This is a genomic window from Pseudomonas putida (assembly GCF_001941965.1).
In the GTDB taxonomy this organism is placed as follows: Bacteria; Pseudomonadota; Gammaproteobacteria; order Pseudomonadales; family Pseudomonadaceae; genus Aquipseudomonas; species Aquipseudomonas putida_L.
In genome coordinates this window covers 55,566-77,990 of record NZ_MKZO01000002.1, presented here as the reverse complement: position 1 = coordinate 77,990, position 22,425 = coordinate 55,566, and the positions used below count along the sequence as shown (strand labels likewise).

The window sequence follows — 22,425 nt, the reverse complement described above, 5'->3', positions numbered from 1 at the left end:
TAGGGTGGTCCACCTGCCTTGTGCAACAGGGCAGCCATTTTTGCCAAGGACCAGACCATGACCACCAAGGAAAACGAGTCGTTGCAGGCCCTCGATGCCCAGCAGCGTGCCGAATTCGTGCCCAAGCAGTATTTCGACGTCATTTCCAGGAGCGTCGACAACAACCGCATGCAGCCGGCGCTGATCTTCACCGCCGACAACCTGAGAAGCATCAAGCGCTACGCCCACTATGTGCTACGCCTGCCCAACAGCGTCGAGGCGATCAACGGCGCCCATGACCTGTCCTTGCTCGGCATCGATGCCGAGCAGGTGCACCGGCTCTACACCAACCTGCGTACCCATGTCGGCGCCTGGGGCGTGCTGGAACGGGAAACCAAGGACCTCGGCACCCGCCTCGGTCTGTTCGCCGAGTCCTTTATCGAGGATGGCCGGAAACTGATCGACAAGCTCGCCACCACCGAGGCGTATCGCACGCTCAAGGCCCGTGTGCGCGATGCGGTCGACGAAGCCGCCCTGGCCGGGGTGACCTATCGGCGTCTCGGCGAGGAAGAGCGCCGGCAGGTCGCCAGCTTCGGCAACCACCTCCAGTTCATCAGCGAGGACATTGCCGAAGTGCGCCGGGATATCACCGCGGTCAAGGACCGCGCGCAATGGTTCACCGATGCCGTGGTCCGTCAGTTGCGCCCGGAAACCGATGCGCTGACCCGCCAGATCAAGGACATCAGCCCGGAAAGGGTCATCGATGAACTGCGCCAGCAACTCGCCCCGCTGGACAAGGAAATCGAGGAGATGGATATCGCCTACCAGAAGCTCGTCGGCCTGGCCTTCACCGGGCTGGTCTTCGGCCCCATCGGCGTGGCGATCACCGGCGGCATCTACGGCGCCCAGGCCGAGGCGGCACGTTCGACCAACAAGCGCCTGCGCCTCGAGCGCGAATGGCTGGTGCAGCAGATCAAGGCGATCAGCCCGATGGTCGGGGTATTCGAAACCACCACCCTGCAGATCGCCGACCTGAAATTCCGCCTGACCGAAGTGCAGACCGCCGCGAAGAACCTCGAGGATGTCTGGAGCATGCTGGGCGTGTATGTCGAACAGTCCGGCGAAGAGCTGGGCCTGATCGGCACCGACGTCGAACTGGCGACCTTCATCCTGCGCTTCGAGCGGGTCCTGCGCCCGTGGCAGAACATCCGTGACATCTCTTCGCAACTGTCGAAGCTCTTCAATGAAACCGTGGACGAGATCAGCAAGGAAGGAACCTTCTCATGAACCAGCCGAACGCCCAGTCGTTGCCCGATATCAGCCGGATGAACGACCTGAAGGAAGATTTTCTCAAGCAGCTCTACAGCACCAACGGGGCCCTGCTGCCGTCGCTGCGTGAGCAGTTGAACGGCCTGTCCACTCGGCTGCTCGACACCGATCGCCTGCTGTCCGAACGGGTGCTCAGCGGCCTGGTGCTGGTCGGCAACCACAAATGGGCCGACCTGGCGCTGGTCCTCGCGCAGAATCCCGGGCAGGCCCAGGTGCTGGAGCAGGATGCCCTGCGCGACAGGCAGCGCCTGCAAGCCAAGGGCGAGGAAATCGCCGAGGCCCTGGCGCTGCTGGGCAAGACCCGGCTTCCTGTGGTGGATGAGCGCAGCGACTCGCTCGCCGAACAGCGCGACGCGCTGAGTGCCTCGATCGCCAACCAGGAAGCGCGGATCGACGACTTCACGGTACAGATCGATGCCATGAGCGAAGTGATCCGCGCCTTCGAGGTGCCGGACGTGCAAAGGATCTTCAAGAGCATGATCCCGACCGAGGCGGAAATCGCCCTGGTACAGAAACTGCTGCTCAAGGGCGTGGACCCGGACAACCTGGTCGCGGCGGCGCGGATCTTCGTCGACAAGGTGGCCGGGCTGCTCGAAGGGCGCAAGCTGAGCGAGGTGATCAGGCTGCGCACGCGCAAGGTGCACGAGCGCGGGGTACTGACCGACGAAGTCTGTGACTGGATTGCCCGCCGTGCGGCGCTGGAGTGCGAACTGGGGCAACTGCCCAAGGTCGCGGCCCTGGGCGGCGTGCGTGACCAGTGGCTGGAACAGGCCGGGACCTTGACCCGGGGCTGGACCGAGCGGGTCGAGGCGGTTGGCGAGCAGACCGAACTGCAGGCCATGGCCGACGCCCTGTGCGTAATGGAGACGTGGCTGCTGGCGGTACGGCGGCGCTACGAAGAGCTCTAACGCACCTTTATCACGCAGTCGAGATGGCGCGCTGGTGCTTCTTCCGGGGCCCAGGGTTGCTGGTAGACCAGGACCAGATGGCCCTCGCCGGCGGCCTTGGCCCGGAAGCGCCAGGTGGACAGGCCGTCGCTGCCGACCATGCCGTCGCTGTCGTTGCTGCGATAGACCTCCGGGCCCAGGGCGCCGAGTAGCGCTGACGCGGAGTCCTGCAACTGCCAGCGATAGCCGGTGCTGGGGTTGCTGGGCAGGGTGAGGGTCAGGGCCTGGCCGATGTTCAGGTCGATCGGGCACTGGCTCTGCTTTTCCACCACCACCGGTTCGGTGCGGGTGGTGTCGTGGGAGCAGGCGGCGAGCAGGGTGAGGCCCGACAGCAGGGCGGTACGGCGGATCGTCATGCAGCACTCCGGAGCGCGATGGGCTTTGGTATCGGCTCCGGAGCTTAAACCGGATGGGTTGTCGGGTTCTACCCGAAGTGATCGGGTGACTTCGAGGGCCCTATCGCTGGCAAGCCAGCTCCCACAGGGTCCGCGGTGCATGCGATCCCTGTGGGAGCTGGCTTGCCAGCGATGAGGCCCTCAAAAACTCAGCTGAACAAGACCTTTGCCACATCCCCGAAGCGCTTGGCGAAATGCACTGTCAGCCCGTCCTTCAGGTACTCCGGCAACTCCAGGAAATCACCCCGGTTCGCTTCCGGCAGGATCAGCTCGAAGATCTTCTGCCGCCGCGCCGCGATCACCTTCTCGCGTACCCCGCCAATCGGCAGGACCGCCCCGGTCAGGGTCATTTCGCCGGTCATCGCCACGCCTTTCTTCGGCACCTGGTCCCGGGCCAGCGACAGCAGCGCGCTGGCCATGGTCACGCCGGCACTCGGGCCATCCTTCGGCGTCGCTCCTTCCGGTACATGCAGGTGGACGAAGGCTTCGTTGAAGAAGGTCGGATCGCCGCCGAACTGCTTCAGGTGCGAGCTGATGTAGCTATAGGCAATTTCCGCTGATTCCTTCATCACGTCACCCAGTTGCCCGGTGAGCTTGAAGCCGCGGTTCAGCGTGTGGATCCGCGTCGCTTCGATCGGCAACGTGGCGCCACCCATGCTGGTCCAGGCCAGCCCGGTGATCACGCCCTTGCCGGCCAGCACCTGCTCGCTGCGGAACACCGGCATGCCGAGGGCCGCTTCGAGGTCCTTGGGGCCGATCTTGATGTTCGCGTCCGGCTCGTCGAGCAAGCGCACCACCGCCTTGCGCACCAGCTTGCCCAACTGTTTCTCCAACTGGCGTACCCCGGCCTCGCGGGCATAGCCCTCGATCACCGTGCGCAGCGCGGCATCGCTGATGCTCAGGCTGGTCTTGGCCACGCCGGCCTTCTGCAACTGCTTGGGCCACAGGTGGCGCTTGGCGATCGCCAGTTTTTCCTCGGTGATATAACCGGACAGGCGAATCACTTCCATCCGATCAAGCAACGGGCCGGGAATCGAGTCGAGGGTGTTGGCGGTACACACGAACAGCACCTTGGACAGGTCCAGGCGCAGGTCCAGGTAGTGGTCGAGGAAATCGACGTTCTGCTCCGGATCGAGGGTTTCCAGCAGCGCCGAGGCCGGGTCGCCCTGGTAGCTCTGGCCCATCTTGTCGATCTCGTCGAGCATGATCACCGGGTTCATCACCTCCACGTCCTTGAGCGCCTGCACCAGCTTGCCCGGCTGGGCGCCGATGTAGGTGCGGCGGTGGCCCTTGATCTCGGCCTCGTCGCGCATGCCGCCGACGCTGAAGCGGTAGAACGGCCGGCCCAGGGACTCGGCGATGGACTTGCCGATGCTGGTCTTGCCCACCCCCGGCGGGCCCACCAGCAACACGATGGAGCCGCTGATCTCGCCCTTGTAGGCGCCGACCGCGAGGAATTCGAGGATGCGGTCCTTGACGTCATCCAGCCCGGAATGGTGCTGGTCGAGGACCTTGCGCGCGTGCTTGAGGCTCAGCTTGTCTTCGCCATACACGCCCCAGGGCAGGGCGGTGGCCCATTCCAGGTAGTTGCGGGTGACGGCGTACTCCGGCGAGCCGGTCTCGAGGATCGCCAGCTTGCCCATCTCTTCGTCGATGCGCTTCTGCGCGGCGGCCGGCAGGGTCTTGCCGTCGAGGCGCTGCTTGAACTGTTCGAGGTCGGCGCTGCGGTCGTCCTTGGTCAGGCCCAGCTCCTGCTGGATGACCTTGAGCTGTTCCTTGAGGAAGAACTCGCGCTGGTGCTCGCCGATCTGCCGGTTCACCTCGGCGGAAATCTCGTTCTGCAGGCGCGCGACTTCGACTTCCTTGCGCAGCATCGGCAGGACTTTTTCCATGCGCTTGAGGATCGGCACGCAGTCCAGCACTTCCTGCAGTTGCTGGCCGGTGGCCGAGGTCAGCGCGGCGGCGAAATCGCTCAGCGGCGACGGGTCGTTGGGACTGAAGCGGTTGAGGTAGTTCTTCAGCTCTTCACTGTACAGCGGGTTGAGCGGCAGCAGTTCCTTGATCGCATTGATCAGCGCCATGCCGTAGGCCTTCACCTCGTCGGTGGGCTCGGGGCTCTGGTGCGGGTATTCGACTTCCACCAGGTACGGTGGGCGATGGTGCTTGAGCCAGGTGCGGATGCGCACCCGCGTCAGGCCCTGGGCGACGAACTGCAGCTTGCCGTTCTCGCGGCTGGCGTGGTGCACCTTGACCAGGGTGCCATACAGCGGCAGCGCCGAGGTGTCGAAATGCCGGTGGTCCTGCAGCGGCTCGTCCATGAAGAACAGGGCCAGGCTGTGGTGCGGGGTCTTGGCCACCAGATCGAGGGTTTCCGCCCAGGGTTCTTCGTTGACGATCACCGGCAGCACCTGCGCGGGGAAGAACGGGCGGTTGTGGATCGGGATCACATAGACCTTGTCCGGCAGTTGCTGGCCGGGCAGGGCGAGGGTGCGGCCGGTCGGGTCGGTGTCGTCGAGATGCTCGACTTCGGCGTATTCGTCGGGATGTTCCGGGAGATCCTGCTGGTCGCTCATGGGGCACCTGCGTGAATGACTATGGTGCTTAGATGGGGCGGTAGAAGGGTGGTTTCAATGCCTGACGGCTTTTGTCGGGAAGGCCGAAGGAAACAAGGAGCTTAGTGCATGTACGGAGAGTTGATCGCGAAGTGCTACTGTTGGCGTCTGTCGCCCGTGTCGGGCCAAAGGAGTCGCCAATGGAAGCTGCACTGAAGCGCATCACGCGGGAACTGCAGGACATCAGCAAGGATCCGCCGGCCAATTGCTCGGCAGGGCCCCAAGGCGAAAGCCTGTTTCACTGGAAGGCCACGATGATGGGGCCGATGAACACGCCCTACGAGGGCGGGGTGTTTTTTCTCGATGTGCAGTTTCCCAAGGACTATCCGTTCAAGCCGCTGAAGCTGGCCTTCGAGACCCGGGTCTGGCATCCGAATATCGGTGAGAACGGAGAGATCGGGCTGGAGGTGCTCGACGAGAACTGGAGCCCGGCGTTGACCTTGTCGAAGGTGCTGTTGAGCGTGCAGGCGCTGCTGGCGGATCCGGAGCCGCGGGGGGCGCTGAATCTGGAGGCGGCCGGGGAGTATCAGCGGGTGCGGGCGCAGTTCGACAAGACGGCGCGGGAGTGGACCCGGACGTTTGCCATGTAGATTTGCAGTGGGTTTGAGGGCCCTATCGCTGGCAAGCCAGCTCCCACAGGTTTCGCGGTGCACGCGGTCCCTGTGGGAGCTGGCTTGCCAGCGATGAGGCCCTCAAGAGCAATCAGTTAGGCAATTTGTAAGCGATGATGTAGTCGCCCATTTTGGTCCCCAGCGAGCCATGCCCGCCGGCAGTCACCAACACGTACTGCTTCCCGTCCTTCCCGGTATAGGTCATCGGCGTCGCCTGCCCACCCGCCGGCAGTCGCGATTTCCACAGTTCCTTGCCGGTATTCACGTCATACGCCCGCAGATACTGGTCCAGGGTCCCGCTGAGGAAGCCCAGGCCACTGGCGGTGACGATCGAGCCGCCCATGCTCGGCACGCCGATCGGCAGGCCAATCGGGATCGGCGAGCTGTCGCGGCTGGTGCCGTTCTTGTGCTTCCACACCACCTTGTTGCTGAGCAGGTCGATGCCCGCCACATAGCCCCAGGCCGGGGCCTGGCAGGGCACGCCCAGCGGCGACATGAACGGGTGCATGGTCACCGCATACGGCGCACCGGTATTGGGCTGCACGCCGCTGGTCTCGCTCTCGCGCTTGCTGCCCTCGGCCACCTCGGCACGCGGCACCATCTTCGAGACGAAGGCCATGTAGTTCGGGCTGGTGAACAGCAACTGGCGCACCGGATCCACCGACACGCTGCCCCAGTTGAACACCCCGACGTTACCCGGATAGACCAGCGAGCCCTGCTCCGACGGCGGGGTGTACTGGCCTTCGTAGCGCAACTGGCGGAACTGGATGCGGCAGAGCATCTGGTCGAACGGGCTGGCGCCCCACATGGCCTGTTCGGTCAGGTCCGGGCCGAGCAGGTTGAGGTCGGAACGGGCCTGGGTCGGCGAGGTGTGGTCGCCCGGCACCGCGCCTTGCGGCGTCGGGATCTCGTGGATCGGCACGATGGCGGTGCCGTCGCGACGATCAAGCACGTACAGGCTGCCTTGCTTGGTCGGGGCGATCAGCGCCGGCTTGACGCCATCGGCGGTCTTCAGGTCGAGCAGGGTCGGCTGGCTGCCGACGTCCATGTCCCACAGGTCGTGGTGGGTGAACTGGTAGTTCCAGCGCACCTTGCCGGTGGCCAGATCCAGGGCGACGATACCGGCGCTGAATTTCTCCGCGCCTGGGGTGCGGTCGGCGCCCCACTGGTCCGGGGTCTGGTTGCCCAGGGGCAGGTAGACCATGCCGAGGTTCTCGTCGACGCTGGCCAGCGACCACATGTTCGCCGAGTTGCGGCTGTAGGTCTTGCCCGGGGCCAGCGGCTTGGTGTCGTCCGGGTTGTTGCTGTCCCAGTTCCACACCAGGTGGCCGTCGTGCACGTCATAGGCGCGGATCACGCCGGACGGCTCGTTGGTCGATTCGTTGTCGGTGACGTGGCCACCGATGATCACCAGGCTGCGGGTAATCGCCGCCGGCGAGGTGGAGTAGTAGCCGCCGGCGGTGAACGGGCCGATGCCCTGGGTCAGGTCGATGGTGCCCTGGTTGGCGAAGCCTTCGCAGACCTTGCCGTTGTCGGCGTTGAGCACGATCAGGCGGGCGTCGGCGGTCGGCAGGTAGAGGCGGCGCGGGCAAGCGCGGGCCACGGCCTGACCGGCTTCGCTGATCTTCGGCGCGGGGCTGCCGTCGGCGTTGACGTAGCTGTTCTCGTCGTAATAGGAAACGCCGCGGCAAGTCATGTGGGCGAAGCCCTTGAAGCTGCCGGTCGGGCTCTTGACCTGCGGGTCGAAGCGCCAGATTTCCGCACCGGTGTCCGGGTCCAGGGCCAGCACCTTGCTGTGCGCGGTGCAGGCGTAGAGCTTGCCGTTGACCTTGAGCGGGGTGTTCTGGTTGGTCAGCTCGACCGGGTCATCCGCGCTGGGCATGTCGCCGGTGCGGATGCGCCAGGCTTCTTCCAACTGGTAGATGTTGGTCGGGGTGATCTGCCGCAGTGGCGAATAGCGGTCACCGTACTCGGTGCGACCATAGGCCTGCCAGTCGCCGGCAGGCATGTCCGGGGCGGTGTTGAACAGGGTGGTGGTGTCACGCCCCAGCTCGCCCTTGATCTCGCCCGGGTGGGTGAACTGGCTGCCAATGGCGGTGGCGCCGGAGGCGATCACGGCGACACCGAGGATCGCCAGGTTGATACGCGCCGGCTGGCCGGCCAGGCCGCGCAGCGGACGCCGCGCCCAGGGCAGCAGCAGGACCACGCCGAGGGCGAACCACAGGGACAGGCGCGGCACCAGTTGCCACCAGTCCAGGCCCACTTCCCACAGGGCCCATGCCGTGCTGGCCAGCAGCACCAGGCCGTACAGGCCGAGGGCGTGCTTGCGCAGGGCCAGGAGCATGATCCCGGACACGGCGAAGCCGATGCCGGCGATCAGGTAATACAGCGAGCCGCCCAGTTGCATCAGCTTGATGCCGCCGGCGACCAGGGCCATGCCCATCAGCAACAGCAGCACACCGAGCAGTCTCGGTAGCCAGCGGGTTCCGTCTGCGCTCATTGAAGGTTCTCCATCAGTGTTGAAATCGTCAGGCCCGCGGGCCGGTTAAAAGTGGCTCTGGATCTTCAAACCGCCGACCAGCGCATCGTCCACCGCCTGTACCCCGCCCGGATGGCGGATGTACTGCAGGTTCGGGCGCAGGGTGAGCCAGTTGGCCAGGTGGATGCCGTAATACAGCTCGGCGCTGTATTCGGTGTCCTGGACCGGCAGGAAGGCGGGATCGTCGAAATCGTCGAGGCCGGCGGCGCGGTTGTGCGCCTGGGCGTTCTTGCGGAAGGCGGGGTTGACGTGCACGCGGGCCACGGCGAAACCGATATCGTCCTGCGCCCTGGCGTCGAACGGCCCCCTGTACACCACACCTGCCTGAACGTAGTTGTCGATGGCATTGGTCTTCTTGTCGTGCAGCGTGGCATTGGCGAAAACGCTCAGGCCACGGGAATGATCGCTGGCCAACGACGTCACCTGCTGCTGTGCCCCCAGCCAGAACCCGTGCTTGCTCGAACGGCTGCGGTAGTTCTGGCCGCTCAGTGCGGCGGACTGGTCGTTGTCGTCGCGGTAAACATCCTTGGCATTGGCATTACTGTAGTAGTAGCCCGCCCGATATTCCCCTTTAAGGCCTCTGATTGCCGGGCTCCAGACCAGTTCAACCGGGAACATGGCGCCCTGGGTGCCGCTGCCGCTGAGTTTGAAGCCATTGTTGCGCTCCAGGTTGGACGGGTTCTGCTCGAAGGCGCCGACCTGGGCGTAGAGCTCGGGCGTGAGGTTGTAGCGCACCCGTGCCGCCCACTGGCTGACCGGCCAGTTGTACCAGCTGTCGCCGACCCAGTTGCCGACCTGGGAGCCGCAGAAGGCCAGGTTCTGGAAGTCGCAGGGGAAGCTGTTGAAGTCCTCGCCTTCGCCGAAGCGGCCGAGTTTCACGTCGAGGGCGCCGTCGAAGTACTTCTGCTTGATCCACAGTTGCGTCAGCCGCCAGGTCTGGCCGCGGCCCCAGACTTCCTGGGCCGAGGTGAAGCCGCCGACCCGCGGGTCGTTGATGCGGTCGTTGCTGATGTTGTTGCCATGACGCTCGGTGACGGTCAGCTGGAACTCGGTGGCGTTCCAGCCGAGGATCTTCTCCAGGTCCAGATGGCTGCCGAAGGCGAACTGGTCGCTGTAGCGTGCGGTGCGGTCATGGTCGTAGCCGCCGTGCAGGTTGCTGCCCATCTCGCCGGTGTAGTCGAGGCTGAAATCGTAGCCGCGTTCGGCCAGGTCGCTGCGGGTGCCGTTCCAGTCGCCGAGCATCCAGGGGGAGTCGGCGTCGAACATCGGGGTGGCCTGGCTGGTGGCGGCCAGGGCGCATAACAGCGGCGCAACGAGGAGACGGGAAGCAGTGTGGCAGGGCATGAGATAGCGCTATCTTTTGATTGTTGAAGAAAACGGCAGATATCCCGGCGGGGGGAGTTCGCCAGGATTCTTCGGTAAATTCGGGGTGATTAAGCGTTTCAGCTTGGGGCGGGGAGGATATAGAGGATTGATGGGGTTGGAAAGGTTGGAGGTTGTCGGGGTGTTTTGTGGGATTGGTAATAATCCTGTGGTGATCATCAGGGCCTCATCGCTGGCAAGCCAGCTCCCACAGGTTCACCGCTGCCCTCGAGAGCAGTGCAAGACCTTGTGGGAGCTGGCTTGCCAGCGATTGGGGGCGCCCCGGATCAGAAGGTCGTACGCAGCCCCACCTCCACACTCCGCCCCGCAGCCGGCGCCACATCCCGCAGGATCGAGCTGGCATAGCGCACAGTCTGGTCAGTCAGGTTTTCACCGCGGACAAACGCCAGCCACTCGCTTTCACCCACATTGAACCGATACCCGACACTGGCCCCCAGGGTGGTGTAGCCATCGGTGCTGGTCTCGTTGGCCGGCTTGCGGTGTTGCGACGCGGCATGCTGCACGTCGACCCGCGCCTGCCAGCGATCCAGGTTCCACACCAGCCCGCTGTTCAGGCGCAGCGGCGCAATGCGCGGCAGGTCCTCGCCGGTATCCAGTTTCTTGGCCCGGGTGTAGTCGCCGGACAGCTCCAGGGCGAAGCTGCCGTAGCGGTTTTCCAGCAACTGCCAGCGGTCCTGCGCCTCGATCCCGTAGAAGCGCGCACGCACGCCGCTGTACAAGTACTCGGGAATATCGCCGCCGTCGTGATCATGATCATGGTCGTGGTCATGATCGTCGTCGCCATGGTCATGCCCTTCGCGCAGTTCGCCGCTGGACAGCAGGCCGATGTAGTTGCGGAAGTGGCTGTAGAACACGCCCACGCTGCCCTTGTGCGTGCCGTTGTCGAAGCGCAGGGCGAGGTCGCCGGAGATCGCCTTTTCCTTCGACAGGTTCGGATCGCCCACTTCGTAGGCCCCGGTGGCGACGTGGGCGCCGTTGGCGTACAGCTCGTAGAAGGTCGGCGCGCGCTCGGTGTAGCCGAGGCTGGCGGCCAGCGACCAGATCGGCGTCAACTGGTAGACCGCACCGGACGACAGGCTGGCGGCGGTGAAGCTGCTGGAACTGTCGGCTTCGGCGAAGCGTTCGTTGCCTTTCGCGTCCGGATCGACCTTGGTGTGTTCCAGGCGCCCGCCCAGGCTCAGGGCCAGGCGGTCGGTGGCCTGCCATTGTTCGAGGACGAACAGGGCGACGCTGTCGGTATCGGTCTGCGGTACGAAGGCTTCTTCGCCGAGGGCGGAGAATTCGTTGCGGTTGACCTGCGCGCCGATCACCCCTTCCACCGGCCCTAGCGGCTGGTGACGGGCTTCGACCCGGGCCTCGTAGCCCTTGTTCTTGAAGGTGGTGTGGACCTCGCCTTCCTCCAGCTCGCTGTGCTTGTAGTCGGTGTAGCCGAGGTCGACCTTGACCGAACTGAACGGCCCTTCCAGATCACGGATTTCCGAAGCGAAACCGTAGTGGTCCTGCTCCATGGCCAGGCGTACGCCGGACTCGGCCACCGAGCCGTAGTTGCCGTCGTAGCGGCTGTAGGACACGCCGGTGTAGCCGTGCTCCCAGGTGTAGGAACCGCCGATGGCGCCGCCGTCCTGGCGACCGTCGCTGTTTTCCAGGCGATGGCGGCTGCCCGGCTCGTCGGCGTCGCGGACCTTCGAGCTTTTCGCGTAACCGGGAATGCGCAGGTCGTTGAACTGGCGGCTGTTGGCATCCAGGTGCAGGGCGAACTGGCCGTTGCCGGCTTCCAGCTTGCCCGCCGCGCTGCGGGTGGTGTCGGCGCCGCCGTAGCGCAGCTCGCCGGCACCGTGGATGCCCTCGATGGCCTCGGTCGGGATGCGGTTATCGAAGGTGTTGACCACCCCGCCAATGGCGCTGCCGCCATAGAGCAGGGCCGCCGGGCCGCGGACGATTTCCACGCGCTCGACGTTCACCGGGTCCAGCGGCACGGCGTGGTCGTAGGACAGCGACGACGCGTCCAGGGCGCCGACGCCATTGCGCAGGAGACGAATCCGATCACCATCCAGGCCGCGAATGATCGGGCGGCTGGCGCCCGGACCAAACCAGGTGGACGACACGCCTGGCTCGCCATTCAGGGTTTCGCCGAGGCTGCCTTTCTGTTGCAGCAGCAGTTGATCGCCTTCGAGCACGCTGCTCGGGGTCGCCAGTTGTGCGTTGCCCAGCGGGTTGGCGGTGATCACCTGGGGCTCGAGTTCCAGCGCCTGGCTGGGCGAGGAGGCCAGCCAGAGCGCGACGGCGAGGGGGGAGAGGGGAAGGGACAGGTAACGCATGCGGGGTCCTTGGCAGAGGTTATGTTTGGTTACACTATAACATTGCAATGAAATCAAATTGCAATCCGCCGTGAAGGCCATCCCGCGAACTAGACTGCTGGAAGCATTTGCCCTGATGTCAAAAGGGACCTAAGGTGCGCACCTTCGTTTGGCTGGAGCACTGGCATGACCGCCACTGACAAGAACCCGCTGCATGGCATGACCCTGGAACAGATCCTCACTGCCCTGGTGGCCCGCTACGAATGGCCCGGGCTGGCGCAGCGCATCGATATCCGCTGCTTCAAGAGCGACCCGAGCATCAAGTCGAGCCTGACCTTCCTGCGCAAGACGCCGTGGGCAAGGGAGAAGGTGGAAAGCCTGTATCTGAAGATGCTGCGTGATATCAAGCGCGAGCAGTAAACCGATGACCGCCGCCGCTGCAGTGCTTGGCTGGTTCGGCCTGACGGTGCAGCTGTACCTGATCCTGCTCGCCCGCTGGCAGGACGACGCCAGCCTGCTGGGCGGGCTGGTGAATTTCTTCGGCTTCTTCACCGTGCTCAGCAATATCCTCGTCGCCACCGTGCTCACCTCCGATGCGTTCGGCCGCGAGTCGGCGGCCCGGCGTTTCTGGCAGGCGCCCTGGGTGGCGTCCGGGGTGCTGGCGAGCATTCTCTTCGTGGGCATCGCCTACAACCTGCTGCTGCGCCATCTCTGGCAGCCGCAAGGCTGGCAATGGATCGCCGACAACCTGCTGCACAACGTGATGCCGCTGCTGTTCGCGCTGTATTGGTGGTGGCGTGTGGAGAAGGGCACCTTGCGGATTGGCCATGTGCTGGCCTGGTCGGTGTATCCGCTGGTGTATTTCGGCTATGCGCTGTTGCGCGGGCAGATAATCGGGTTCTATCCCTATCCGTTCATCGACGTAGCCGCGCTCGGCTACGGGCGGGTGGTGCTCAATGCGCTGGTGATGTTCGCCGCGTTCATGCTGCTCGGGCTGGCTGTCATCGGCCTGGACCGCTGGCAGGGCCGACGCCTGGCCAAGGCCAGGACGCGTCCCTGACAGCAGTTATCACTCGTCGTCGTGCGGATCGAGGCGCCAGTAGGCAGCGGCCTTGAGCCGGTCATCGGCGACGCCTTTCTCCTCCAGCAGCAGCGCCTTGGCCTTGCGGGTCAGGGCCTTTTCCAGGGCGACCCAGGCATACAGTTCGCCGGCCGGCAGTTGCAGGCCGGCCAGCACCTCCAGCACCGACTGCGCGTGCCGCTCGACCCAGATCACATGCACATCGGCCTTGCTCGGCAGCGGCTGGCGCTCTTGCGCGTCCTCGATCTCGATCACCGCCAGCACCTTGCGCCCGGCGGAGAGTTCTTCGAGGCGCCGGCCGATGGCCGGAATCGCGGTTTCATCGCCCACCAGCAGGTAGCTGTCGAAGATATCCGGGACCACCAGCGAGCCCCGTGGCCCGGCGATATTCAGGGTGTGACCGGGTTTGGCCTGGGCTGCCCAGGTCGAGGCAGGGCCGTCGCCATGCAGGACGAAATCCAGGTCCAGTTCATTGTTGACCAGGTCGATGCGCCGCGGGGTGTACTCGCGCATGGTCGGCTTGACGCCTTCCTTGGGCAGGTCGAGGGCGTCCATGGCGGCCTGTTCGGCGGGGTTGTTGGCGAACAGCAGCTTGACGTGGTCGTCGCTGCCCAGGCTGATGAAGCCTTGCAGTTGCGCGCCGCCGAGGGTGATGCGGCGCATGCGCGGGGTCAGGTCGACCACCTTGAGTACCGTCAGCTGACGGTGCTTGATCTCGTGCATGACGCGGTGGATGGTGTTTTCGCTCGAAGTCATTCGGAAAGCTCCTGGGAAGGGGAGGTGACAGGTCCGGCAACGATGGCTTTCGCGGTTTCATTGAGCAGGGTGCGTACCCGCTCTATTTCTTGTGGGTTCCAGCGCCCGCTGTGCATCTGCAGGGCATGGCGCAGGTTATGCACGGCCTCGTGGATCTCCGGCGGACGGTCGTGGCCGCGCAGCGAGCGCTTGCTCACTTCGATGCGGGTGCGCACGCCGTCGAGGGCGACGGCCTGCTCCTTGAGGGATTCACGACCGGCCTCGGTGGCCTGGTACAGCTTCTTGCTGCCATGGACTTCGCCCGTGATCAGCTCGCTTTCTTCCAGGAAGGTCAGGGTCGGATAGATGACCCCGGGGCTCGGGCTGTAGTTGCCGTCGAACAGGGATTCGATCTGGCGGATCAGGTCGTAGCCGTGGCACGGCTGCTCGGCCAGCATGGCCAGCAACAGCAGTTTCAGATCGCCCGGGGCGAAGACCCGCGGGCCACGGTCGCCGCGCTCACGACGGCGTTCGAGGCCTTCGGGTTCGCGGTGGGAGTGAGGGTGATCGCGCATGGGAGGGGCTCCGGGTTGCTTACGATATGTCTCAAGATATTACTCAAGATATATCTTATTGCAAGCTCAAGGGCTGAAAGGTGTGTTGAAGCAAAGGGCCTCATCGCCGGCAAGCCAGCTCCCACAGTGTCCGCAGCGCTGCTGAACCCTGTGGGAGCTGGCTTGCCAGCGATGAGGCCCTCAAGAACAACAAAGATTAATGTGCCTGGGTAACACTCGACCCGGGCTCCGCCGTCAACGGCACCGAGCACTGGGTATTGCCGCCCGGCTTGAGATACGGCAGCAGCATCGGCGCCATGCCCTTGAGCACCTGCACCGGCAGCGCCGAGGTGAATTTGAACGACTCCGCCGCCCGCCCCGGTACGAATGCGGTCAGGGTGCCGAAGTGGTTGTCGCCGAGATAGAACACGAAGGTCGCCGTGCGGTTCAGCGAGCGCGAGCCGATCAGCCGGCCTCCCGCACCAAAGCTTTCGATCCGGTTATCCCCGGTCCCGGTCTTGCCGCCCATGGTCAGCACGGTGCCGTCATCCAGCTTGAAGGTCCCCGACACCCGGCGCGCCGTACCGGCATCCACCACCTGCGACAGCGCGCCGCGCAACGCCCGGGCCACGTCCACGGACAGCACCCGCTCGCCCCGATCCGGGTCCCCGGCGAGGCTCACTTCATACGGCGTACTCGCAGCGAAATGCAGGGTATCGATGCGCAACACCGGCAAACGTACGCCATCGTTCTGGATGATCCCGATCAGCTCGGCCAGGGCCGCCGGACGGTCGCCGGAGCTGCCGATGGCGGTGGCCAGCGAGGGCACCAGGTGATCGAAGGGATAACCGACACGCTTCCAGCGCTGATGGATATCGAGGAACGCCTCCACCTCCACCAGGGTGCGGATACGACTGTCGCGCGCGCCCTTGTGCTTGCTCTTGAACAGCCAGCCGTAGACTTCCTGGCGCTCGAAATGGCTGGCCATCGTCGCTTCCTGGAAGCTGGCGCTGGGGTGCTTGAGCAGGTAGCCGACCAGCCACAGGTCCAGCGGATGCGACTTGGCGATAAAGCCCTGGTCCGGCAGGTCGTACTTGCCCGGGCCGTAGGAAGCGTAGAGGGTTTCCAGGCGCTCGTCGCTGAGCGGATCCTTCTTGCCGCCGGCCGGCTTGGCGACCACGCCCTCTTTTTTCATATGGGCGCGGACGAAGGCGTTGAAGGTGGTCTGGTCGGCTTCCGGGAACAGGTAGCGATGCACGGCGGCGAGGCGGATCGGCGTGACCCGCAGGCCATCGAGGAAGGTATCCAGGCGTTCCTGCGAGGTCTTGCGCTGGTACTTTTTCCAGAAGCGGCGCAGGAAATCTGTGCCTTCGCGGTCGGCGAAACGGGCCAGGTACTCCTGGCGCCGCGGTTCGGCATCGTCTTTCAGCAAGGCCGCGCTGTTGCCCGGCGCCTGGTAGGTGCTGTAGCGCACCAGGTCGCGCATCAGACGGATGAACGGCAGGTTGATCGACTCGCGCAAGGCGTCCTTGAGCGTCGGGATGCGCCCGTTGTCTTCCTTGCGGAAGTTGTTGAATACATGCAGGCCGCCGCCGGTGAAGAAGGCCTCGCCGGGGCTGGCGGAATACTTGCGTTCCAGGGCAGCGTCGAGCATCGCGCTGATATCGCGGTCCTTGTTCTGGATCAGCCAGTCGATGGCCCAGCGAGTGATGAAGTCGACATCGGCGACCTCGACCTTCTTCAACTCCGGCACCGACATCTTGCCGTAGCGGTCATGCAGCTCGGAGATGATCTCCAGGTAGCTGGTCAGCACCCGAAGCTTGGCGGTGGAGCCCAGTTCCAGCTTGCTGCCTTCGTTGATATCGAAGGGCTGGTCGGTGCTGTCGGTCTGCACCCGCACCCGCGAACCGTCCGGGGTGCGCTCCATCAGGGTGAAGCTGTAGCGCACCTGGGTGGTACTGGTGGGGGTCAGCAGGCGCTCGCCGAACAGGCCCATTTTCGCCGCGAACTCGGGGTTGGCGAGGTCACGCAGGTACTGGCTGATCTGTTCCTGCAAATCCGATTGCAAGGTGCTGGTGGCCGACAGGTCGAGGCGGTCGAGGTCGTACAGCGGCCGGTTGAGCATGCTCGACAGGCGGCTGCGGGCCACGCTGATGCCCTTGTTGGTGACGATCGGCACGATGGTCGGCTGGGCCACCCAGTCGCGGTAGATCGCCTTGCTTGCCAGGGCGGCGTCAGACAGCGGTTTGTCGATGATGTTGTTGGCCGCGAGCAGGCGGATATGGCTGTCGGTCAGGGTCGCCAGCTCGTTGCGGCCCTTGGACAGGAAGTGCGAAGGCCGGCGCTGGGCGATCATCAGCGAGAGCACCTGGCGCAAGGCCAGGCCGCGGGCGGCAAGGGTGTCCGGGTCGGTGGCGGTGGACGCCAGCAGGCGGTTGACCTCGGCGAAGTCGGCGCCGTACCAGACCCGCAGGCCCTCGGCCATGCCATGCACTTCGCCATGCCCCGGCACCGCCGACAGCGGCACGCTGTTGAGGTAGTCGCGGACGATGCGCTGGCGCGCTTCCAGGGTCTGCGGCCCGTCCTGGTAGGCGCGCACGCTGGCGGAGATCATCTGGCGGATCTTCTCGGCGCCGGAGACGGTCAGGCCGTCCGGTGAATGGCGATATTTTTCCAACTGGGTCGCCAGGGTGCTGCCGCCGGCCGACTGGCCGGGCAGGGCCAGGTACTTGGCGACCTGGGTATAGGCGGCCTTGGCGAAACGCGGCCAGTCCACCGCCGGATTGCCCTTGGGATCGTTGGGGTCGAGCAGGTCGCGGTTCTCGATGAACAGCAGGCTGTGCACCATCACCGGCGGGATCGAGGCGAAGTCCGGATACAGGTGCTGCGGGTACTGGTACTGGTAGAGCACGCTGCCCTTGCAGTCGGTGATGCTCAGGCCGCTCTGGATTTTCTCGGTATAGGGCACGAAAAAGCCGTGATCGACGTAGTTCATCAGCGCCGGGGAAAAGCGCGTCTGTTCCACCACCACGTAGTCCCGCTTCAACAGGCGCGGGATGAATTCGCCAAGGGCGCTGTAGCCCAGGCGTTTGTCGAAGGGGCCGTCGCCGGGATAGACCATGGCGTCGCTCGGGCCCTTGTGCATCGAATAGCTCAGGGTCGCGGCAAAGCGGCTGAATTCTCGGGACTGGATAGCCGAGGTCTGCATTTCCTTGCTCGCCGCGTAGGCCAGCAGGCCCAGGGTGATCAGCACGATCAACAGGATCAGCCACCACAGGAAACGCAACCGGGAGCGGCGCGGCGGTGGCGGTGGGGACGGCGGTACTTCCGATTGTTCAGCGGCTGCCAGGTTACTGCCGTTATCCGAGTGCCACTGTGCGCCCATAGTCTTAAGCCTGATTTCGTTATTTCTCTTGCTTTGGCTGAAGCTTAGACGCTGGCCGGGGGGCGGGAAAAAATTGTTGGGGATCGTCGGGCATTTCCCAAAACGTGGTGGGAAATGTCCTGTTCTGATGGTTGATCGTTTGCACGCGCCTCGTCTGACTAGGGTGGTGGGCTGGTTCCTGTCCTGAACAGCGAGGATTCCCTAATGTCCACCCTGAAGCGTGAACTGGGCGAGCGCCATGTGCGCCTGATCGCCCTCGGTGCCTGTATCGGCGTCGGTCTTTTTCTCGGCTCGGCCAAGGCCATCGAAATGGCCGGGCCGGCAATTCTCCTGGCTTACCTCGCCGGCGGCCTGGTGATCCTGGTGATCATGCGCGCCCTTGGCGAACTGGCGGTGCACAACCCCGTGGCCGGTTCGTTCAGCCGTTATGCCCACGACTACCTTGGCCCGCTGGCGGGCTTTCTCACCGGCTGGAACTACTGGTTCGCCCTGATGGTGATCTGCGTCGCGGAAATCAGCGCGGTGGCCATCTACATGGGCGTCTGGTTCCCCGATACAGCGCGCTGGCTCTGGGCCCTGGCGGCGCTGGGCAGCATGGGCGCGATCAACCTGCTGGCGGTGCGCGCCTTCGGTGAATTCGAGTTCTGGTTCGCGCTGATCAAGGTGGTCACCATCATCGCCCTGATCCTCGGCGGGATTGGCATCATCGCCTTTGGTCTGGGCAACGACGGCGTGGCCACGGGGATCGCCAACCTCTGGCGGCATGACGGCTTCATGCCCAATGGCTGGGGCGGGGTGCTGATGTCGCTGCAACTGGTGATGTTCGCCTACTTCGGCACTGAGTTGGTCGGCCTGGCTGCCGGAGAGACGAAACAGCCGGAAACCACCATTCCCCGGGCCATCGGCTCAATGTTCTGGCGGGTGCTGCTGTTCTATGTCGGCGCGCTGCTGGTGATCCTGTCGATCTATCCCTGGCACGGCATTGGCAGTGGTGGCAGCCCGTTCGTGCTGACCTTCGAGCGCCTGGGGATCCGCACGGCGGCGGGGCTGATCAATTTCGTGGTGATCACCGCGGCGTTGTCGGCGTGCAATGCGGCGATCTTCAGTACCGGGAGAATGCTCTGTGCGCTGGCGGAGAAGGGCCAGGCACCGGCGTTGCTTGGGCGCACCACCGCGAATGGCGTGCCGCGCAATGCCTTGCTGCTGTCGCTTGCCGTGTTGCTGCTGGGCGTGTTGGGCAATTACCTGGTGCCGGAGCAGGTGTTTCTCTGGGCCACAGCCATCGTCACCTTTGGTGCGATCTGGACCTGGGCGGTGATTCTGCTGGCGCAGCTCAGGTTCCGTGCCGGGTTGAGCCCGGAAGAACGCGGGCGGCTGGGCTATCCGATGTGGCTGTGGCCGTGGAGTTCGTACCTGGCCCTGGGGTTTCTCGGGCTGGTGCTGGGGGTGATGGGGTATTTCGGGGATCTGCGGGTGGCGCTGTATGTGGGGCCGGTTTTTTTGCTGGGGTTGGCGGGTATTTATCACTGGCTGAAGATTTGATGGGGACCGCTTTGCGGTCCTTCGCGGGCAAGCCACGCTCCTACAGGAGATCGCGTTCCAAAGTAGGAGCGTGGCTTGCCCGCGAAGGGCCGCAAAGCGGCCCCAAAAGGCTCACACCGCCCTGGCTGGCACGACTCGGGTCAGTTGCTTGTTCCAGTCCAGCCACAAAGCCAGCCCCATCATCAACCCAAGCCCCAGCAATGCGGTCAGTACCTGCATCGCCCAATGATCACCCGCCAGCGCATTGCCCATATCCGCCAACGGTGCCAGCAGCACGCCGAAGCAGAACACCTCCAGCGAATACCGTCCCATCCGGCAGCTCTGCCGCGCCAGCCAGGTTTCCACCCAGGGCCCGCTCGGCAGCAGCTTCGCCGTGCAGTACGCCAAGGCGAGGAAATGCAGCAAGCGCGCCGGCGACAGGTTGGTCTTGCTGATCGGGTACAACCACTCCGCCAGCACCTTCGGCATCACCGCGTCATGCACCTCGGGCCAACGCCACGACAGGGCGATCGCCGCACAGACCGCTACGTAGACCGCCGAGACCACGAACAACGGCTGACGCAGCAATGGCCGTAACTCCGGCGCCTGCGCGCGCTGCCCGTTAATCGCCACCGCACCGCCGAGGATGAACAGCAACTGCCAGGCCAGCGGATTGAAGAACCACACCCCGCCTTCCTGGGCCGCCAGGTTCCACTGGAACATCGGCGCCATCAGGTACAGCGCCGCCGACACCCCGACCACGTACTCCGCCTTCCTCATCAGCAACGGCAGCACCAGCGGCAGGCCGAGCAGCAGCAGGATGTACAGCGGCAACGGGTCCATCAGGTTGGGCTTGAAGCGCAGCAGCAACTCGTCCACCAGTGCCTGCTGCGGGTTGCCGAGGAAATAGTAGAGCCCCATTTCCTCGATCATGTCGCGGGTTTCCACATGGTTGTTGGCGACGAAGACAATGCCCATCAGCAGCACCAGCAGGAAGATATGCACCACGTACAGCACCCACGCCCGGCGCAGGATGCGCACGCAGGCCACCACCCAGCCATCGCGCAGCGCCACCTTGCCATAGGCCAGCACCGCCGCGTAGCCGGCGAGGAACACGAAGATCTCCGCCGCATCGCTGAAGCCGAAATTGCGCACGGTCAGGTTGGCCAGCGGGTTGCCGGGAATGTGGTCCCAGAAGATGAAGACCAGCGCCAGGCCCCGGAAGAAGTCGATTCGATGGTCGCGGGCGTTGGTCATGGCGAGGGCTCTTGCACAGGGTGTTTCAGTAGAGGATCGACGGCAGCGATCCCCGGTTCCGCGCCGTCGGTCTTTACCGATCGGCGGCGCGGAGGGTGGGCAGTTTTGGCGGAGATTGCAACGGTGGGATGTTACTGGATGTCTCTCAAGCCGCCGCTTCGCTGTGCGGCTCGAAGCTGTCCGCCCGCGCCATGCGCCACATGCGCTGGTAGAACTCGCCGCTGATCTCGCCACTGAGCAGCTCACCCGGCTTGAGGAACACATGCAACTGGGAGAACAGCTTGATCTCGGTGGCCGACATGCGCCGCACCAGGTGCTTGGCCTCCAGTTGCGACGGGTGATCGAGACCGGCGGCGGCGAGCATCTCGGCCAGGGCCTTGAGCGTATTGCGATGGAAGTTGAACACCCGCTCGGCCTTGTCCGGCACCACCAGGGCGCGCTGGCGCAGGCCGTCCTGGGTGGCGACGCCGGTCGGGCATTTGTTGGTATGGCAGCTCTGCGACTGGATGCAGCCGATGGCGAACATGAAGCCCCGCGCCGAGTTGGCCCAGTCGGCGCCGATGGCCAGGACGCTGGCGATATCGAAGGCGCTGACGATCTTGCCGCTGGCACCGAGCTTGATCTTGTCGCGCAGGTTCAGGCCGACCAGGGTGTTGTGCACGAACAGCAGGCCCTCGCGCAGCGGCACGCCGATATGGTCGGTGAACTCCACCGGCGCCGCGCCGGTGCCGCCTTCCTTGCCGTCGACCACGATGAAGTCGGGGAGGATGCCGGTCTCCAGCATGGCCTTGGCGATGCCCATGAACTCCCACGGATGGCCCAGGCAGAACTTGAAGCCCACCGGCTTGCCGCCGGACAGCTCACGCAACTGGGCGATGAAGTGCATCAGTTCGATCGGCGTGGAGAACGCGCTGTGCCGTGACGGCGATACGCAGTCCTCGCCCATCATGATGCCGCGGGTCTCGGCGATTTCCTTGGTCACCTTGTGCTTGGGCAGGATGCCGCCATGGCCGGGCTTGGCGCCCTGGCTCATCTTGATCTCGATCATGCGCACCTGCGGGTTCTGTGCCTGCGCGGCGAAGCGCTCGGGATCGAAGCGGCCATCGGCGGTGCGACAGCCGAAATAGCCGCTGCCCAGCTCCCAGGTCAGGTCGCCGCCATGTTCGCGGTGATAGGGGCTGATGCTGCCCTCGCCGGTGTCATGGGCGAAATTGCCCAGCTTGGCCCCCATGTTCAGGGCGCGGATCGCGTTGGCGCTCAGCGAGCCGAAGCTCATCGCCGAAATATTGAACACCGACGCCGAATACGGCTGGGTGCACTGCGGCCCGCCGACGATCACCCGGAACGCGGTGGGGTCGGTCAGCGGTGCCGGGCGCATGGAATGGCCGATGAACTCGAAGCCGGATTGGTACACATCGATCAGGGTGCCGAACGGCTTGTCCGACTGCTCGTTCTTTGCGCGGGCATACACCAGCGAACGCTGCGCCCGGGAAAACGGCAGGGCATCGCTGTCGGATTCCAGCAGGTACTGGCGGATCTCCGGGCGGATGCCTTCGACCAGGTAGCGGATATTGCCGAGGATCGGATAATTGCGCCGTACCGCATGGCGCTTCTGCAGCAGGTCGAACAGCCCGATCAGGCTCAGCACCCCGGTGGTCAGGGCGAACGGCCAGAGCCAGTCGTGATGCAGGAAGGGCAGGCAGGCGAGGGTGAAGATGACGCAGGCGACGAAGAAGGCGTAGCGGCTCAGGAGTGACAGGCTCATACGGTTTCCTTGTGGGGCACGTCAGGCAAGCCATA

16 protein-coding genes are annotated in these 22,425 nt (G+C 64.6%); 6 read left to right on the top strand and 10 right to left on the bottom strand.

All coding sequences use genetic code 11. From position 1 onward, the window contains the following. Nucleotides 1-57 precede the first annotated feature (57 nt). Both PSEMO_RS01175 and PSEMO_RS01170 read left to right on the top strand, forming a co-directional pair. On the top strand, nucleotides 58-1,266 hold the full coding sequence (locus PSEMO_RS01175) for an alpha-xenorhabdolysin family binary toxin subunit A (RefSeq protein ID WP_075801355.1): 1,209 nt from the start codon (nucleotides 58-60) through the stop codon (nucleotides 1,264-1,266). Beyond that, entirely contained in the window at nucleotides 1,263-2,216 is a 954-nt protein-coding gene (locus PSEMO_RS01170; protein ID WP_075801354.1) for a hypothetical protein, read from the top strand. The genes PSEMO_RS01175 and PSEMO_RS01170 overlap by 4 nt, the downstream gene beginning before the upstream one ends. Here the strand turns inward: PSEMO_RS01170 and PSEMO_RS01165 are convergent. Both PSEMO_RS01165 and lon read right to left on the bottom strand, forming a co-directional pair. After that, nucleotides 2,213-2,611, bottom strand: coding sequence for a protease inhibitor I42 family protein (locus tag PSEMO_RS01165; RefSeq protein ID WP_075801353.1), 399 nt, complete (start codon nucleotides 2,609-2,611; stop codon nucleotides 2,213-2,215). The two genes, PSEMO_RS01170 and PSEMO_RS01165, sit on opposite strands and share 4 nt — an antisense overlap. A 188-nt stretch (nucleotides 2,612-2,799) precedes the next feature. After that, a complete protein-coding gene (lon, locus tag PSEMO_RS01160; RefSeq protein WP_075801352.1) occupies nucleotides 2,800-5,223 on the bottom strand; it encodes an endopeptidase La in 2,424 nt (807 codons plus the stop codon). 179 nt (nucleotides 5,224-5,402) lie between these two features. On the opposite strand from lon, the gene PSEMO_RS01155 reads away from it, so the two are divergent. Further along, nucleotides 5,403-5,852, top strand: coding sequence for a ubiquitin-conjugating enzyme family protein (locus PSEMO_RS01155; RefSeq protein WP_075801351.1), 450 nt, complete (start codon nucleotides 5,403-5,405; stop codon nucleotides 5,850-5,852). A gap of 112 nt (nucleotides 5,853-5,964) precedes the next feature. Here the strand turns inward: PSEMO_RS01155 and PSEMO_RS01150 are convergent, their stop codons facing one another. The 3 genes from PSEMO_RS01150 to PSEMO_RS01140 all read right to left on the bottom strand — a co-directional run bounded on the left by PSEMO_RS01150 (nucleotide 5,965) and on the right by PSEMO_RS01140 (nucleotide 12,113). Then, nucleotides 5,965-8,373: a glucose/quinate/shikimate family membrane-bound PQQ-dependent dehydrogenase gene (locus tag PSEMO_RS01150; protein ID WP_075801350.1), complete on the bottom strand. Its 2,409-nt coding sequence runs from the start codon at nucleotides 8,371-8,373 to the stop codon at nucleotides 5,965-5,967. Nucleotides 8,374-8,418: 45 nt separating this feature from the next. Then, nucleotides 8,419-9,756, bottom strand: a complete 1,338-nt coding sequence (locus tag PSEMO_RS01145; RefSeq protein ID WP_075801349.1) for a carbohydrate porin — start codon at nucleotides 9,754-9,756, stop codon at nucleotides 8,419-8,421. A 305-nt stretch (nucleotides 9,757-10,061) separates the two neighbouring features. Then, on the bottom strand, nucleotides 10,062-12,113 hold the full coding sequence (locus PSEMO_RS01140) for a TonB-dependent receptor (protein WP_075801348.1): 2,052 nt from the start codon (nucleotides 12,111-12,113) through the stop codon (nucleotides 10,062-10,064). 165 nt (nucleotides 12,114-12,278) lie between these two features. Here PSEMO_RS01140 and PSEMO_RS01135 point away from each other — a divergent pair, with 165 nt between their 5' ends. Beyond that, nucleotides 12,279-12,512 carry a VF530 family protein gene (locus tag PSEMO_RS01135; protein WP_075801347.1) on the top strand — a complete coding sequence of 78 codons (234 nt, stop codon included), beginning with the start codon at nucleotides 12,279-12,281 and terminating at the stop codon, nucleotides 12,510-12,512. Between the two features lie 4 nt (nucleotides 12,513-12,516). Beyond that, entirely contained in the window at nucleotides 12,517-13,152 is a 636-nt protein-coding gene (locus tag PSEMO_RS01130) for a Pr6Pr family membrane protein (protein WP_075801346.1), read from the top strand. A gap of 9 nt (nucleotides 13,153-13,161) precedes the next feature. On the opposite strand, the gene PSEMO_RS01125 is transcribed toward PSEMO_RS01130, so the two are convergent. The 3 genes from PSEMO_RS01125 to PSEMO_RS01115 all read right to left on the bottom strand — a co-directional run bounded on the left by PSEMO_RS01125 (nucleotide 13,162) and on the right by PSEMO_RS01115 (nucleotide 17,847). Then, a complete protein-coding gene (locus tag PSEMO_RS01125) occupies nucleotides 13,162-13,929 on the bottom strand; it encodes a siderophore-interacting protein (RefSeq protein WP_075801345.1) in 768 nt (255 codons plus the stop codon). Beyond that, on the bottom strand, nucleotides 13,926-14,483 hold the full coding sequence (locus tag PSEMO_RS01120) for a PadR family transcriptional regulator (RefSeq protein ID WP_075801344.1): 558 nt from the start codon (nucleotides 14,481-14,483) through the stop codon (nucleotides 13,926-13,928). The genes PSEMO_RS01125 and PSEMO_RS01120 overlap by 4 nt, the downstream gene beginning before the upstream one ends. Before the next feature lie 196 nt (nucleotides 14,484-14,679). After that, nucleotides 14,680-17,847: a transglycosylase domain-containing protein gene (locus tag PSEMO_RS01115; RefSeq protein ID WP_075801343.1), complete on the bottom strand. Its 3,168-nt coding sequence runs from the start codon at nucleotides 17,845-17,847 to the stop codon at nucleotides 14,680-14,682. 204 nt (nucleotides 17,848-18,051) lie between these two features. On the opposite strand from PSEMO_RS01115, the gene PSEMO_RS01110 reads away from it, so the two are divergent. Beyond that, nucleotides 18,052-19,389: an amino acid permease gene (locus PSEMO_RS01110; RefSeq protein WP_075801342.1), complete on the top strand. Its 1,338-nt coding sequence runs from the start codon at nucleotides 18,052-18,054 to the stop codon at nucleotides 19,387-19,389. Between the two features lie 111 nt (nucleotides 19,390-19,500). Here PSEMO_RS01110 and PSEMO_RS01105 read toward each other — a convergent pair whose 3' ends face one another. Together PSEMO_RS01105 and PSEMO_RS01100 are read right to left on the bottom strand one after the other, a co-directional pair. After that, nucleotides 19,501-20,625 carry an OpgC family protein gene (locus tag PSEMO_RS01105; protein WP_075801341.1) on the bottom strand — a complete coding sequence of 375 codons (1,125 nt, stop codon included), beginning with the start codon at nucleotides 20,623-20,625 and terminating at the stop codon, nucleotides 19,501-19,503. A 145-nt stretch (nucleotides 20,626-20,770) separates the two neighbouring features. Further along, nucleotides 20,771-22,390 carry an FMN-binding glutamate synthase family protein gene (locus PSEMO_RS01100; protein WP_075801340.1) on the bottom strand — a complete coding sequence of 540 codons (1,620 nt, stop codon included), beginning with the start codon at nucleotides 22,388-22,390 and terminating at the stop codon, nucleotides 20,771-20,773. Nucleotides 22,391-22,425 lie beyond the last annotated feature (35 nt).

Bases quoted from the DNA above. Each gene is read 5' to 3' on its own strand.
- PSEMO_RS01125 (WP_075801345.1), bottom strand. From the start codon at position 13,929: ATGACTTCGAGCGAAAACACCATCCACCGCGTCATGCACGAGATCAAG.
- PSEMO_RS01130 (WP_075801346.1), top strand. From the start codon at position 12,517: ATGACCGCCGCCGCTGCAGTGCTTGGCTGGTTCGGCCTGACGGTGCAG.
- PSEMO_RS01150 (WP_075801350.1), bottom strand. From the start codon at position 8,373: ATGAGCGCAGACGGAACCCGCTGGCTACCGAGACTGCTCGGTGTGCTG.
- PSEMO_RS01175 (WP_075801355.1), top strand. From the start codon at position 58: ATGACCACCAAGGAAAACGAGTCGTTGCAGGCCCTCGATGCCCAGCAG.
- PSEMO_RS01170 (WP_075801354.1), top strand. From the start codon at position 1,263: ATGAACCAGCCGAACGCCCAGTCGTTGCCCGATATCAGCCGGATGAAC.
- PSEMO_RS01145 (WP_075801349.1), bottom strand. From the start codon at position 9,756: ATGCCCTGCCACACTGCTTCCCGTCTCCTCGTTGCGCCGCTGTTATGC.
- PSEMO_RS01165 (WP_075801353.1), bottom strand. From the start codon at position 2,611: ATGACGATCCGCCGTACCGCCCTGCTGTCGGGCCTCACCCTGCTCGCC.
- PSEMO_RS01140 (WP_075801348.1), bottom strand. From the start codon at position 12,113: ATGCGTTACCTGTCCCTTCCCCTCTCCCCCCTCGCCGTCGCGCTCTGG.
- PSEMO_RS01120 (WP_075801344.1), bottom strand. From the start codon at position 14,483: ATGCGCGATCACCCTCACTCCCACCGCGAACCCGAAGGCCTCGAACGC.
- lon (WP_075801352.1), bottom strand. From the start codon at position 5,223: ATGAGCGACCAGCAGGATCTCCCGGAACATCCCGACGAATACGCCGAA.
- PSEMO_RS01155 (WP_075801351.1), top strand. From the start codon at position 5,403: ATGGAAGCTGCACTGAAGCGCATCACGCGGGAACTGCAGGACATCAGC.
- PSEMO_RS01135 (WP_075801347.1), top strand. From the start codon at position 12,279: ATGACCGCCACTGACAAGAACCCGCTGCATGGCATGACCCTGGAACAG.
- PSEMO_RS01110 (WP_075801342.1), top strand. From the start codon at position 18,052: ATGTCCACCCTGAAGCGTGAACTGGGCGAGCGCCATGTGCGCCTGATC.
- PSEMO_RS01100 (WP_075801340.1), bottom strand. From the start codon at position 22,390: ATGAGCCTGTCACTCCTGAGCCGCTACGCCTTCTTCGTCGCCTGCGTC.
- PSEMO_RS01105 (WP_075801341.1), bottom strand. From the start codon at position 20,625: ATGACCAACGCCCGCGACCATCGAATCGACTTCTTCCGGGGCCTGGCG.
- PSEMO_RS01115 (WP_075801343.1), bottom strand. From the start codon at position 17,847: ATGGGCGCACAGTGGCACTCGGATAACGGCAGTAACCTGGCAGCCGCT.